The following is a 13,569-nucleotide window of genomic DNA, read 5'->3' on the forward strand; positions in this document are numbered from 1 at the left end:
GCAGCAGCCGCAAAAGCAAAAGCAGCGGTATTAGCGAAGCAGAAGCGAGAAGGATCAGAAGAAGTAACGGACGAAGAAAAAGCCAAAGCAAAGGCGAAAGCTGCAGCAGCCGCAAAAGCAAAAGCAGCGGTATTAGCAAAGCAGAAGCGAGAAGGATCAGAAGAAGTAACGGATGAAGAAAAAGTCAAAGCGAAGGCAAAAGCAGCAGCGTTAGCGAAGCAGAAAGCCTCACAAGGTGAGGGGGATTCTGGAGATGAGAAAGCAAAGGCAATTGCAGCCGCGAAAGCGAAAGCCGCTGCTGCGGCAAGGGCAAAGGCAAAGGGATCTGTAAATAAGATAGAAGACGAGCTACAGCAGGAAGAACCATCAGTTAACCAACCATATTTAAATCGCTATGTGGAGGTTGTTAAGGAGAGGGTAGGAGAATATGCATTAGTAGATTCTTATATTAATAAGCTTTCAAAAGATGTTCCAACGCTTGTGGCGGAGCCTTCGAAATATTATGAAGTGATGGAATTAATGCGATTCCATGAGGGGCTTGCTTTTGATTATATGTCAGAGCTACATGCGACAGATTTTGTGACACATATGGAAGTATACGTTCATTTATTTTCATATGGAAAGAAACAGTCAGTAGCAGTGAAGGTAAAGCTGGATAGGGAAGCGCCGCAAGTGAAATCGGTGACGCCGCTTTGGAAAGGGGCAGATTGGCCGGAGCGTGAAGCGTATGATTTGCTCGGTATTATATTTGAAGGTCATCCTAATTTATCTCGCATTTTAATGCCGGATGATTGGGTGGGGTATCCGCTTAGGAAAGATTATGAACCGTATGATGTGGAGGTGTAGCTTGTGATCCGTACGGAAGAGATGCTCTTAAATGTAGGGCCGCAGCATCCGAGTACACATGGTGTGTTTCGGCTTGTAATTAAGATTGACGGGGAAATTATTAAAGAGGCTACACCGGTTATCGGATATTTGCATCGCGGAACAGAAAAGATTGCTGAGAGCTTGCAATATACACAAATTATCCCGTATACAGATCGAATGGACTATTTATCAGCAATGACGAATAATTACGTCCTTTGCCACGCTGTAGAGACGATGATGGATCTTGAGATTCCAGAGCGTGCTGAATATTTACGGGTGCTTGCGATGGAGCTTGGGAGGGTTGCGAGCCATCTCGTCTGGTGGGGAACGAACTTGCTTGATATAGGAGCGGTTAGTCCATTTTTATATGCCTTTCGTGAACGAGAGATGATTATAAATTTATTAAGTGAATTGTGCGGTGCAAGGCTTACTTTCAACTATATGAGAGTTGGCGGTGTGAAGTGGGATGCGCCAGACGGCTGGATTGAAAAGGTGAAAGAGTTTGTTCCGTATATGAGAGAGCAATTGGCAGGTTACCACGACCTCGTTAGCGGAAATGAAATTTTCTTAAATCGTGTGAAGGGCGTTGGCGTATATAACGCCGAAGAGGCGATCTCGTATTCTTTAAGCGGCGCAAATTTGCGGTGCACGGGAGTCCACTGGGATCTTCGCAAAGATGAGCCGTATTCTATTTATGATCGTTTTGACTTTGATGTTCCTGTTGGGAGCACGGGAGATGCTTGGGATCGTTACGTTTGCCGGATGGAGGAAATTGAGGAGTCATTGAAAATTATTGAGCAAGCAGCCGAGCAGTTCCCGAAAGACGGCGCTGTGCTGGCGAAAGTCCCGAAAATTATTAAAGCACCTAAGGGGGAAGCGTTCGTCCGTATAGAGTCACCACGCGGGGAGATTGGCTGTTATATTGCTAGTGATGGAAAGAAAGAGCCGTACCGTTTGAAATTTCGCAGACCGTCTTTTTATAATTTGCAAATCTTACCGAAATTATTGAAAGGTGAAAATATCGCCAATTTAATTACGATTTTAGGTGGGGTTGATATTGTACTTGGGGAGGTTGACGGCTAATGATTGAGACGCTCTTACAATCACCTTCAAGCTGGACGAATTTCTTCATTTTTTTCGGGTTAGCGGTGCTTCTATTATTTGCAGTCCTTGGCTTCGTTACATACGGTATTTTGGCAGAACGGAAAGTGATGGGATTTATGCAAGGACGGATTGGACCAAACCAAGTTGGGGGCCGGTTCGGTTTACTCCAAACGGTAGCTGATGTTTTGAAACTATTATTAAAAGAAGATAGCATTCCGAAAGCTGCTGATAAACCGTTGTTCATATTAGCACCTGTTATTGCATTCGCACCAGCATTTATGGTACTTGCGGTTATCCCGTTTACCGATAAATTTCAGTTCGCGGATATTGGCGTAGGGTTACTGTATTACATTGCTGTTTCTGGGATTACGACGATCGGAGTTGTAACTGGGGGATGGGCATCAAATAATAAGTATTCCCTTTTAGGAGGGATGCGTGCGGCGGCACAAATGATTTCTTATGAGATTCCACTTGTGATGAGTGTAATTGGTGTCGTTTTGTTAGCTGGTAGTCTTAATTTGAATGAAATTGTAGCGGCGCAGGAGAAGGTATGGTACATTTTCGCACAGCCAATCGGTTTCGTCATTTTCTTAATCGCGGCAGTTGCAGAGTTAAATAGGACGCCGTTTGATTTGCCAGAAGCGGAGTCAGAACTTGTTTCAGGATACCATACGGAATACTCAGGGTTTCGCTGGGCGTTTTTCATGCTTTCAGAGTATGTGTATTTCTTCGGGATGTCATCTTTAATTACAGTACTCTTTTTAGGCGGATGGAATCCAGTTATGTTCCTTGGATTTATTCCAGGAGCCGTATGGTTTGCTTTAAAATTCAGCAGTGTGGTCTTTCTATTGATTTGGTTCCGCGTTACGTTCCCGCGCATAAGAGGTGACCAGTTAATGGAGTTTGGCTGGAAAGTATTATTACCAATCGCACTTGCAAATATTTTCTTAACGGCATTGATTAAGGAGCTATTCTTCTAATCTATAAAGGGGGTGCCAGCAAGAGATGAAAGGACTATTTAAAGGGTTAAAATATACGCTTAGTAATTTGAGTAAGAAAAAGGTGACGTATGATTATCCAAATCAACCGTTGCCATTACCAGACCGCTTTCGAGGTATTCAAAAGTTTTATCCAGAGAAATGTATTGTTTGTAATCAGTGTTCCAACATTTGTCCGACAGACTGCATTCAATTAACAGGGAAAAAACATCCTGATCCTACGAAAAAAGGGAAAATTATCGATACGTATGATATTAATTTTGAAATTTGTATTCTTTGCGATTTATGTACAGAAGTTTGCCCGACAGAGGCGATTGTAATGACAAATAACTTTGAACTCGCAGAGTATTCACGTGATGATTTATTTAAAAATTTACAGTGGCTTGACGAGAACGACGAGAACGTCAGGAAGGAGAATAAAGCATGAATGGCGAGTTTGTAGCTTTCTTTATATTATCCTTGTCTGCGATTATCGGCGGCGTTCTTATGCTGAATTTAACGAAAGTAATGCATATGATGCTGGCCCTTGTGCTTACGTTCCTTAGCATTGCGGGTTTGTACTTTCTCTTATCAGCCGAATTTATCGGAGTGGCACAAATTTTACTTTACTCTGGTGCAATCACTATTATTATGATTTTTGGCATTATGTTAACGAAACATAACGCGGAAAATGAATCGCGCCTTACTCTTCGAAAATGGATTATCTTCTTTGCGGTTGTAGCATTTGGAGCGGTTATGTATTTCGCTGTTAATAGTATCGATTTTTCAAATCAAAGCACACAAGGAAGTTTACCTCTCCATGAAAATAACACACTTCAAATCGGTACACTTCTCTATTCAAAATATATTATTCCATTCGAATTAACCTCAGTTATTTTACTTGTAGCACTTGTAGGAGCGATTATCCTTGCGAAGAAGGATGAGGGAGAGGAGGATTCCCATGAGTAGCGTTCCGGCTTCTGCGTATTTAACACTTGCGATTATTTTGTTTTGCATCGGCTTATTTGGAGCTTTAACAAAGCGAAATACAGTAATTGTACTAGTTTGTATCGAATTGATGCTAAATGCCGCCAATTTAAATTTAGTAGCGTTTAGTAAATTAGGCTTGTTTCCGAATTTAACAGGACAAATTTTTTCGCTGTTTACGATGTCTGTAGCGGCAGCGGAGGCAGCGGTAGGTCTTGCAATTTTGATTGCTTTGTACCGTAATCGCCCGACAGTTCATGTAGATGAGATGGATACGCTCAAAGGATAGCATTGTGACCGAAAAGGGGGAAGGAAACAATGATCGATTATGCATGGCTCATACCGCTTTTCCCGCTTGTTTCGTTTTTGTTACTTATTGTGTTCGGGAAGAAAATTAGAGAGGGAAGTAGTGTACTAGGTATTTTCTTTACCTTTCTCTCCTTTATATCCGCGGTAGTGGTACTAATAGAACGGTTTTCATCCGAGGCAGTGAAGCATAAGTGGGTATGGCTTAGGGTAGGAGATATAGATATATCATTTGGTTTTGAAGTTACCGCATTAGGGGCTTTAATGTTGTTTATCGTTACGCTTGTGAGTTTTCTTGTACATGTGTACTCAAAAGGTTATATGAAAGGTGACACCAGATTACCAACCTTTTATGCATATTTAGGGCTCTTTACCTTTGCGATGCTTGGGCTAGTTATATCGACGAATTTATTACAGCTTTATATATTTTGGGAGTTAGTCGGCCTTGGTTCGTTTTTACTTATCGGTTTTTATTTCTTTAAAGAAGAAGCGAAGGCTGCTGCGAAAAAGGCTTTTATTATGACACGCATTGGGGATGTTGGGCTATTTATTGGGATGATATTAATTTTTTGGCACGCAGGTAGTTTTGAATATGACGCGATTTTTAAAGCGATTCATACGGGCGACCTCTCTCCTTCTATGATTACAATAACGGCGATATTAATTTTTATCGGTGCGATGGGGAAATCGGGTCAGTTCCCGCTTCATACATGGTTGCCAGATGCAATGGAAGGACCGACGCCTGTTTCGGCACTTATTCACGCGGCAACGATGGTTGCAGCCGGCGTATATTTAGTAGCGACAATGTTCCCACTATTTTCAGCAAGTGCGGTAGCGATGCAAACTGTGGCAATCGTTGGGGCTTTCACCGCAATCTTTGCGGCCTCTATTGGTCTAGTACAAACTGATATTAAGAGGGTTCTTGCTTACTCTACAGTTAGTCAGCTCGGGTATATGATGCTTGCGCTAGGCTCGGCGGGTTATGTAGCTGGTATCTTTCACTTAACGACACACGCCTTTTTTAAAGCATTATTGTTCCTGGCAGCAGGAAGCGTAATTCATGCAGTCCATACGCAAAACATTAATAAAATGGGCGGTTTACAGAAAAAGATGAAAGTAACCGGTGCACTATTTTTAATAGGCACACTTGCAATTAGTGGTGTTCCTCTGCTTTCCGGATTTTTTAGTAAAGATGAAATTTTAGCGGCGGCCTGGATGAGTGGCAATTACTTTCTATTCGTTTTAGCAGTAATTGCGGCATTTCTAACAGCATTTTATATGTTCCGTCTATATTTTCTTGTTTTTACAGGGGAAACGAAGACGGAGGAAGAGGTGCATGAATCACCTCGCACCATGACGTATCCGATGATTGTCCTTGGTGTTCTTGCGGTAGTTGCAGGTTATATAAATACACCGTGGTTCGGAACGTTTCTTGGGGATTGGCTTACGAAAGATATAGGATTCCAGGTGAAGGAAGTGCATGGACCTGTTTGGATTATGGTTGTTGCGACGCTCGTTTCATTTGCGGGAATTGCCCTTGCATATTTCATATACGGCAAGAAATCTATCTCTAGAGATTGGGCCGGCGGAGAAGGGACGCCTCTTTATAACCTTTTGAAAGGAAAATATTATGTGGATGAACTATACAATGTGACGGTGCTTCCTATTACGAAAGGAATCGCTCATGTGCTTCGCTTATTTGAAGTATACGTTGTAGAAGGAATCGCAGTTTTAATTGCTGGACTCGTTAAAGGTATGAGTGGTCTAGGATCGCGGCTTCAAAACGGGAATGTACAAGTGTACGGAACTGTAACAGCAGTTTCGCTCGCAGTTCTCCTAATTATTTTGTTATATACGGGAGGGGATTTACGGTGAATGGATTGCTATTAACGTTCTTCATTTTTTCCCCGCTTTTAGGAATTCTCTTGCTTTTATTAACGCCGAAACGAGAATCGCGTACAGTGCAGGCGCTTGGTTTATTCGGAACGGCGCTTCCATTTGGAATTGCTATCGTTCTTGCTTGTACATACGCTTCAGGAAAGAGTTTATCGATATTTGATGAAAAAGTGAAATGGATTAAATTTGGGGATTTCACAGCAGTGGACAAAAGGTGGTTTTCAATTTATTACGAGCTCGGAATTGATGGTTTATCGCTTGTGATGATGGTGCTCACAGCCCTTCTAGCGATGCTTGCAGCTATTGCGGCATTTTCTATTAAAAGAAATTTGAAAGCATTCTACATGCTGTTACTCATGTTAGAAATAGGTATGCTCGGTGTCTTCGCTGCTCAAAATTTAATGTTGTTCTTCATGTTCTTTGAAATTACGTTGCCACCAATGTTTTTATTAATTGGCAAGTGGGGGAAATTGTCGAGTGAAAAGGCTGCATATAGTTATTTAATATATAACGGTATTGGATCAGCTATTTTACTTATCGTTTTCTCGGTTTTATTTGCGAAAACAGGTACAACAAATATTGCGGAGCTTAAAGAAATATTAACGAGTGTAGGTGCTGGGGGAGGAATGGCCGTCTCAAGTAGCGTACAGTTCGGCTTGTTTCTTGCCATAATGATTGCTTTTGCGATTAAACTCCCTGTTTTCCCTTTGCATCGCTGGATGGTCAATGTACACATAGAAGCGCATCCTGCTGTAGTTATGCTTCACGCGGGGGTTTTGCTGAAGATTGGCGCGTACGGTATTGTTCGCTTCGGGAAAGGATTATTCCCAGAATATTTTCGTGATTTTGCAACGCTAATCGCGATTTTAGGGGTAATTAATTTATTGTATGGAGCCTTTCTAGCACTCATCCAAACGGACTTTAGAAAGGTACTTGCTTACTCTAGTATTTCGCATATGGGCATTGTATTAATGGGGCTTGCGGCGTTAAATGCACCAGGTACACAAGGGGCATTGTTCCAAGTTGTGTCTCACGGTTTAATTGCGGCCTTACTCTTCTTCTTACTTGGCATTATTGAAGAGCGTTTCGGGACTTCGGATATTACAGCACTTGGTGGACTTGCAAAAAGTGTTCCGGTGCTTAGCGGTTTCTTCCTAGCGGGCGGTATGGCATCGCTTGGAATGCCAGGGATGTCCGGATTTATTAGCGAATTCCTTGCCTTTCTCGGTTTATTCCAAGGGAAACCTGTTATTGCCGCTGCCGGTGTAATTGGAATTATTTTAACCGCTGTATACGTATTAAGAGCGACACTTCAAGTGATATTTGGTAAGAAAGAATGGGAAGCGAAAATTGATATACACGGATGGGAGTACGTTCCTGTTATAGTGCTTATCGTTTGTATTATTGCAATTGGGGTAATGCCAGAACTACTAGGGGATCCACTTCAAACTACATTGAAAACATTGGGGGTGAAGTAGGATGGATATGAACACGTTACTTAGCTTATCATGGCATCTCATGGTACCAGAATTCATTATTCTCGGGGCAGCCATCCTTCTTTCCATATGTGATTTGTTTTTTAAGCTGAACCATAGGTACGTCGCGATTGGTGCAATTGCCGCTGCCTTGTTAGCGATAGTGTCATTAATGACGCTATATAGCGAACCGGCAGGAGATATTTTAAATGGATCGTTTGTACTAGATGGATTTTCAAAAGGATTTAAAACGTTGTTATTAGGCGGAGCAGCTCTCGTTTTATGTATGGCAATAAGCGATGACAAGAAGGAGCCTATTCAAGATAAAGGGGAATATTATTATTTGTTTTTAATGGCGCTTCTTGGAGCGATGTTCATGGCGTCTAGCGTTGATTTCATCACATTGTTCGTTGGTTTAGAGTTGCTTTCGCTTTCTTCCTATATTTTAGTAGGAATCCGAAAAAGAAACCGCGCATCGAATGAGGCTGCAATGAAATATGTCATTAACGGAGGAATTGGAACAGCAATTACACTCTTTGGAATGAGCTATTTATACGGTATTACAGGGTCGACCAACATAGTGGAAATGCAAAAGGCATTTACGCAAGGATTGGCCGGGGGCATTCAGTTATTGTTAGCCCTCGCATTTCTACTTTTGCTCGTTGGACTCTCATTCAAAATTGCAACAGTGCCATTTCATATGTGGGCACCAGATGTGTATGAGGGAGCGGCTACACCTGTCACTGCTTTTCTCGGAACGATTTCTAAAATTGCTGGTTTTCTACTCATTACGCGTTTGTTTCTTATGGTGTTTGCAGGTGTGGCAATCCAAGGAGACGCACAATCTTTGTACGGGCGTATGAGTATATACATTGCGGTACTAGCTAGTATTACAATGATTGTGGGGAACGTAGTAGCATTAAAGCAATACAACGTAAAACGCCTATTTGCCTATTCAGGTATCGCGCATGCTGGGTATTTGCTAGTCCCTCTTGTAGCGCTATCGCAGTTTACGATGGATAGTATGTGGTTTTATATGCTTGCATATATGCTTATGAATATAGGAGCATTTGCAATCATCCACGGATTAATCTTACAAAATGATAAGGAAAATATGACGATTTTTACAGGGTTATATAAGCGATCCCCCTTTACAGCTATAGTGATGACGGTCTTTATTTTATCGTTAGCTGGAATACCGGGGACAGCAGGTTTCATCGGAAAAATTAACATTTTTTTAGGGGCACTTCATGTTGAACCTGCTCATTACGTATTAGCTTCTATTATGATGGGGACGACGGTTATTTCATTCATATATTATTTCCAAATATTACAGCAAATGTTTTTCCGCAAGGGAGAGACAGAAGAAAAGCTCCGGTTACCGTTAAATATAAAGATTGTCATGAGTCTTTGCGCAATTTCGATTGTAATACTAGGGATTATGCCGATGATTGGTTACAATTTCTTTTATGAACATTTTCCATTAATGAAGGATTTCTTCTTCTTGGGGAACGTGGTACAATAGTGGAAATAAAAGGTGTAGAGTCCGTACTCTACGCTTTTTATTTTGGAGTAACAGCAAATGAAAACGTCTATAGGTATATGTTTTCCGAGAGGAAATTACGATGTAAGATGCTTATTTGCGTTTGAAAAAGTGTGGCTCCTACTTATTTATGGTATCGTTTTTTACATTTTGCGTAAGTAGTAGCCAAGCAAAAAAAGGGGTCGATTTTTTGGCACATCTTTTAGGGCAACAAGCACTGATTGCCATTGTTTCGCATTTATTGTTTATTACCATTACGTGGTGGGCCTTACAAGGTATTCACATTGAGCGCTTAATGAAGTCTGGAAAAGTGATGCAGACGAGAGTATTACTTATCCTAATTACAATTGCAATTGGGACATCTGTAAGTAACTTTTTCCTTGATTATTTAGGCTATTCAAAGAGTTTAACGTATTTAGTAAAGTAAGTGTATAGAACCTCATATCTCCGTTAACAATGGGGATAGGAGGGGATGAAATTGAAGTTTAAAGCCATTCTTATCGTTATCGTAAGTGTTGTTTTATTTTTGGTTGGATATAAAGAGATGAAACCTATAAGCGATGAACAGAAAATGGAGAGCATGATTGCAGCTTTAGAGAAGAACGATGCAAAAGTAGAGCGGTGGTCATGGTTAGCGCGAGAAACGAAAACAATTTCTAATATACATACGTTTCAAAAATTGTTAAACGATGTGAAGGAAGAGGCAAACATCGAAAGTTGGGAATTAGAACAATCTCCAGATGGATATAAGGCTACATCCTATAAAAAATCTTCTTCACATGAAGAACGAATAGTAGTAACTTGGAGTAAGGAAAATACTAAAGAAAACACTTTTATTATTTTTGAAGTGAGCGGGGCGAAATGGGACCCGAAGTACGTTCAGAACATGGATAAAATTTTTAGTGAAAAACCTATAATTTACACTTGTGTTCAAGGTGTACTGAATGATAAGATTGAAGGTGTTTTGCAAAATAAAACCAATCAGGTTTTGAAAGATCTTTCAGCAAGAGCGATCGAACAGATAGAAGAAAGAGCATTTGTATCAGTCTCCGCATATAATAAAAAGTGGAATGACGCTCTTTCAACAAATAGAGAGAAAATAAATGTGCAAATAGCAATACGTTCTACAAACAACAAAGATACAATTGTGGTTGGCACACCGATCATAACTTCTGAGTATTGAGTGAATAGATACTGAAAAAAGGACACGGAGGGGAATAATTTGGAAAAGATCATCGTCCGTGGCGGAAAGCGGTTAAGCGGCACAGTGCGTGTTGAGGGCGCAAAAAATGCTGTATTACCTATAATCGCTGCAGCCCTATTAGCGAGTGACGGAAAGAATGTACTATCTGAAGTACCAGTATTATCTGATGTATACACAATTAACGAGGTATTACGTCATTTAAATGCTGAAGTCGTATTTGAAAATAACCAAGTAACAATCGATTCTTCTAAAGAATTAAACATTGAAGCACCATTTGAGTATGTACGTAAGATGCGTGCATCTGTTCAAGTAATGGGACCATTATTAGCACGTAACGGTCGTGCTCGTATTGCACTTCCTGGTGGATGTGCAATTGGTTCACGTCCAATTGACCAACATTTAAAAGGCTTTGAAGCAATGGGAGCGAAAGTAAAAGTTGGTAACGGATTTGTTGAGGCACACGTAGAGGGCGAACTAAAAGGAGCTAAAATTTATTTAGACTTCCCAAGCGTAGGCGCGACAGAAAACATTATGTCTGCAGCTACATTAGCAAAAGGGACAACAGTCCTTGAAAACGCAGCGAAAGAGCCAGAAATCGTTGACTTAGCTAACTTCTTAAATGCAATGGGAGCGAAAGTACGCGGAGCTGGAACTGGAACGATTCGTATTGAAGGCGTTGAAAAATTATATGGTGCAAACCACCCTATTATTCCTGACCGTATTGAAGCAGGAACATTCATGGTTGCAGCGGCAATTACAGGTGGAGACATCTTAATTGAAAATGCTGTGCCTGAACATTTACGCTCAATTACAGCGAAAATGGAAGAAATGGGTGTTAAAATTATTGAGGAAAATGAAGGTGTACGTGTTATCGGCCCAGATAAGTTAAAAGCGGTTGATATTAAAACTATGCCTCATCCAGGTTTCCCAACAGACATGCAATCACAAATGATGGCATTATTACTACATGCTGATGGAACAAGTATGATTACAGAAACGGTATTCGAAAACCGCTTTATGCACGTTGAAGAATTCCGTCGTATGAATGCTGATATTAAAATCGAAGGTCGTTCTGTAATTATGAACGGTCCAAGTAGCTTGCAAGGAGCTGAAGTTGGCGCAACTGATTTACGTGCTGCAGCAGCATTAATCTTAGCTGGTTTAGTATCAGAAGGTTATACTCGTGTAACAGAGTTAAAACATCTTGACCGCGGTTATGTAGATTTCCATAAGAAATTAGCTGCATTAGGTGCAACTATTGAACGTGTAAACGAAAAAGTAGAAGAAGTGAAAGAACAAGAAGTTTCTGATCTTCACGCTTAATTGAAGTAGTCTCTATGTCTTTTGACATAGAGGCTATTTTTTTTTGGGTTATTACTGTTATAGTCAATAAATTCTATACTTATGCACGTCTCAGTAAAAATATTTAGAAAATTTTTGTTTTATTCCACTATTTGCGGTCAGTAAAACCCCACTGATTATAGTTTCACTTTATAACGATACCCCCAAGTATGTTCTAAAAGATCCCGTATTTCCATAAGAATGAAAGGAATCCAACTTTATCCCGCATTAACGGTCAGTAAAACTCCCACCTCAAAATTTGGCTGAAGCAAAGAAGTTAAGTGGGAGTCGGGCTGCCCGTAAATGCCCGATTGGTTCAACTAATAATCAGTGGGGGATGAACAACCCCCCCACTGATTAAAGTTTCACTTTATATTGGGGGAATAGGATGAAATTTTCAAAGCCACTTTTCATTACAGTAGCGCTCTTAATAGCGCTCGTTATCATTGTACCTGCTGCTCTTGTTATTCCGTTTGCGAAAGCAAAAGTAGGGGAAGAAGCAGCTTCTAAAACTCCTCCAGCGATAGAAAGTATACCAGCTCCAGGGAAAGTGGATACAGCGGTTCAAGTTGCTGTATATCGTGATCAGCAGAAGAAGGTAGAGACATTGCCTATGGAGGAGTATGTGGCCGGTGTAGTAGCTTCTGAGATGAATGCCAGCTTTGAAATAGAGGCGTTAAAGGCGCAGGCATTAGCAGCAAGAACATTTGTAGTGCAGCGTATGCTAAGCGGAGGTAAGAAAAACAATGCGGACGTGACAGATACGGTGAAAGATCAAGTGTACAAAAGCAAAGAGGAATTGAAGAAACAATGGGGTAATAACTACGAAAATAATTTAAAGAAAATTGAGGAAGCCGTTTCGAAAACCGCAGGACAAGTTTTAACGTATGATGGAAAACCAATTTCAGCATCCTTCTTCTCAACGAGTAACGGACGAACAGAAAATGCAGCTGATTATTGGGGAAATGATTATCCGTACTTAAAGAGTGTAGATAGTCCGTGGGATCAAGCCTCTCCAAAATTTACGAGTGAGCAAAAATTCACAGTAGCTGATTTTCAAAAACGTCTCGGTGTGAAAGTACTAGCAAACGGAAAGGTTGGTAATATTAAAGACCTTACGGAAGGAAAGCGAGTAAGGGATGTAGAGTTTCAAGGGAAAACATTAACAGGAAAACAAGTTCGTGAAAAATTAGACTTACGCTCCTCAGACTTTACGTGGAAACAAGAAGGAGATAACATCACCGTTACAACGAAAGGGTTCGGTCACGGCGTCGGTATGAGCCAGTACGGCGCGAATGGTATGGCAGCGGAAGGTAAGAAATATACAGATATAGTCGCTCATTACTATAAAGGTATTGAAATAAAGACGATGAACGAGTATGAAGGGAAATTGATGGTGAAAAAATAGAACGCAAGGAGACCGTCCCAAAAGGTGTGTTGGGACAGTCTTCTTTTTTAGTAGGTATGTTATTCTTGTCGTATTTTGTAATTAAGTCGATATTCCTTGTCGAATCGCTGATAAAACTCGAGTTGTGGTCGATATATTTGAAAAATCGCCGATAAAATTTTATTTGCCATCATGCGACATGAAAAAAGGGCTACTCTCATCGATTTTGGGACAGGTCCTTATTTGTTGTGGCACTTCATAAAATATCATAATTTTCCATTAATTGTTTGGTATAATTAGAGAAAAACATTTGGGGGAGACAGAATGGCGTTATTGGAGTTGAAACAATTAGGGTAACCAACTGTTACAATTTATTTAACCAATTATAACTAAAGTTAATTAAATATATCAGTAAGCCCTGCTAGTCAAGTGATTGGCTAGTAGTGAGGGTTAACTGCGGGCAATCCCTAAAGCTGATTGAA

General features: G+C 40.6%; 13 protein-coding genes. All 13 read left to right on the plus strand.

Translation table 11 applies throughout. The annotated features are described in order from the left end of the window. On the plus strand, positions 1-846 hold an 846-nt coding region (locus MR155_RS29645; RefSeq protein ID WP_242311922.1), incomplete at its 5' end, for an NADH-quinone oxidoreductase subunit C. A gap of 3 nt (positions 847-849) precedes the next feature. Then, the gene (nuoD, locus tag MR155_RS29650) at positions 850-1,950 is read left to right on the plus strand and encodes an NADH-quinone oxidoreductase subunit NuoD (RefSeq protein ID WP_219300839.1); all 1,101 of its coding nucleotides are present in this window, start codon (positions 850-852) and stop codon (positions 1,948-1,950) included. Continuing rightward, the gene (gene nuoH, locus MR155_RS29655) at positions 1,950-2,951 is read left to right on the plus strand and encodes an NADH-quinone oxidoreductase subunit NuoH (RefSeq protein ID WP_002068471.1); all 1,002 of its coding nucleotides are present in this window, start codon (positions 1,950-1,952) and stop codon (positions 2,949-2,951) included. The genes nuoD and nuoH overlap by 1 nt, the downstream gene beginning before the upstream one ends. Before the next feature lie 25 nt (positions 2,952-2,976). Beyond that, positions 2,977-3,396 (plus strand): NADH-quinone oxidoreductase subunit NuoI, encoded by a 420-nt coding sequence (gene nuoI, locus MR155_RS29660; RefSeq protein WP_000677191.1) that lies wholly within the window; start codon positions 2,977-2,979, stop codon positions 3,394-3,396. Beyond that, the gene (locus tag MR155_RS29665; RefSeq protein ID WP_001012819.1) at positions 3,393-3,917 is read left to right on the plus strand and encodes an NADH-quinone oxidoreductase subunit J; all 525 of its coding nucleotides are present in this window, start codon (positions 3,393-3,395) and stop codon (positions 3,915-3,917) included. The genes nuoI and MR155_RS29665 overlap by 4 nt, the downstream gene beginning before the upstream one ends. Then, positions 3,910-4,224 carry an NADH-quinone oxidoreductase subunit NuoK gene (nuoK, locus tag MR155_RS29670; protein WP_000100081.1) on the plus strand — a complete coding sequence of 105 codons (315 nt, stop codon included), beginning with the start codon at positions 3,910-3,912 and terminating at the stop codon, positions 4,222-4,224. The genes MR155_RS29665 and nuoK overlap by 8 nt, the downstream gene beginning before the upstream one ends. 29 nt (positions 4,225-4,253) lie before the next feature. Then, positions 4,254-6,116, plus strand: a complete 1,863-nt coding sequence (gene nuoL, locus MR155_RS29675) for an NADH-quinone oxidoreductase subunit L (RefSeq protein ID WP_242311924.1) — start codon at positions 4,254-4,256, stop codon at positions 6,114-6,116. Next, positions 6,113-7,615 carry an NADH-quinone oxidoreductase subunit M gene (locus MR155_RS29680; protein WP_242311926.1) on the plus strand — a complete coding sequence of 501 codons (1,503 nt, stop codon included), beginning with the start codon at positions 6,113-6,115 and terminating at the stop codon, positions 7,613-7,615. Before nuoL ends, MR155_RS29680 begins: the two co-directional genes overlap by 4 nt. Before the next feature lie 7 nt (positions 7,616-7,622). Beyond that, a complete protein-coding gene (nuoN, locus tag MR155_RS29685; RefSeq protein WP_085313028.1) occupies positions 7,623-9,137 on the plus strand; it encodes an NADH-quinone oxidoreductase subunit NuoN in 1,515 nt (504 codons plus the stop codon). A gap of 208 nt (positions 9,138-9,345) precedes the next feature. Next, the gene (locus MR155_RS29690) at positions 9,346-9,582 is read left to right on the plus strand and encodes a DUF1146 family protein (protein WP_002016201.1); all 237 of its coding nucleotides are present in this window, start codon (positions 9,346-9,348) and stop codon (positions 9,580-9,582) included. Between the two features lie 51 nt (positions 9,583-9,633). Then, positions 9,634-10,338, plus strand: a complete 705-nt coding sequence (locus tag MR155_RS29695; RefSeq protein WP_002139032.1) for a YwmB family TATA-box binding protein — start codon at positions 9,634-9,636, stop codon at positions 10,336-10,338. Between the two features lie 39 nt (positions 10,339-10,377). Further along, complete coding sequence (gene murA, locus MR155_RS29700; protein ID WP_002068497.1) at positions 10,378-11,682, plus strand: UDP-N-acetylglucosamine 1-carboxyvinyltransferase; 1,305 nt, start codon at positions 10,378-10,380, stop codon at positions 11,680-11,682. Positions 11,683-12,088: 406 nt separating this feature from the next. Then, positions 12,089-13,108 (plus strand): stage II sporulation protein D, encoded by a 1,020-nt coding sequence (gene spoIID / locus MR155_RS29705; RefSeq protein ID WP_242311929.1) that lies wholly within the window; start codon positions 12,089-12,091, stop codon positions 13,106-13,108. The last annotated feature ends 461 nt before the right edge of the window (positions 13,109-13,569 follow it).

The organism is Bacillus cereus group sp. BfR-BA-01331 (genome assembly GCF_022663915.1).
GTDB classification, from domain to species: Bacteria; Bacillota; Bacilli; order Bacillales; family Bacillaceae_G; genus Bacillus_A; species Bacillus_A mycoides.

Excerpts from the sequence above, each read along its gene's own strand:
- nuoK (WP_000100081.1), top strand. The coding sequence starts at position 3,910 with ATGAGTAGCGTTCCGGCTTCTGCGTATTTAACACTTGCGATTATTTTG.
- nuoN (WP_085313028.1), top strand. The coding sequence starts at position 7,623 with ATGAACACGTTACTTAGCTTATCATGGCATCTCATGGTACCAGAATTC.
- spoIID (WP_242311929.1), top strand. The coding sequence starts at position 12,089 with ATGAAATTTTCAAAGCCACTTTTCATTACAGTAGCGCTCTTAATAGCG.
- nuoI (WP_000677191.1), top strand. The coding sequence starts at position 2,977 with ATGAAAGGACTATTTAAAGGGTTAAAATATACGCTTAGTAATTTGAGT.
- nuoH (WP_002068471.1), top strand. The coding sequence starts at position 1,950 with ATGATTGAGACGCTCTTACAATCACCTTCAAGCTGGACGAATTTCTTC.
- nuoL (WP_242311924.1), top strand. The coding sequence starts at position 4,254 with ATGATCGATTATGCATGGCTCATACCGCTTTTCCCGCTTGTTTCGTTT.
- MR155_RS29665 (WP_001012819.1), top strand. The coding sequence starts at position 3,393 with ATGAATGGCGAGTTTGTAGCTTTCTTTATATTATCCTTGTCTGCGATT.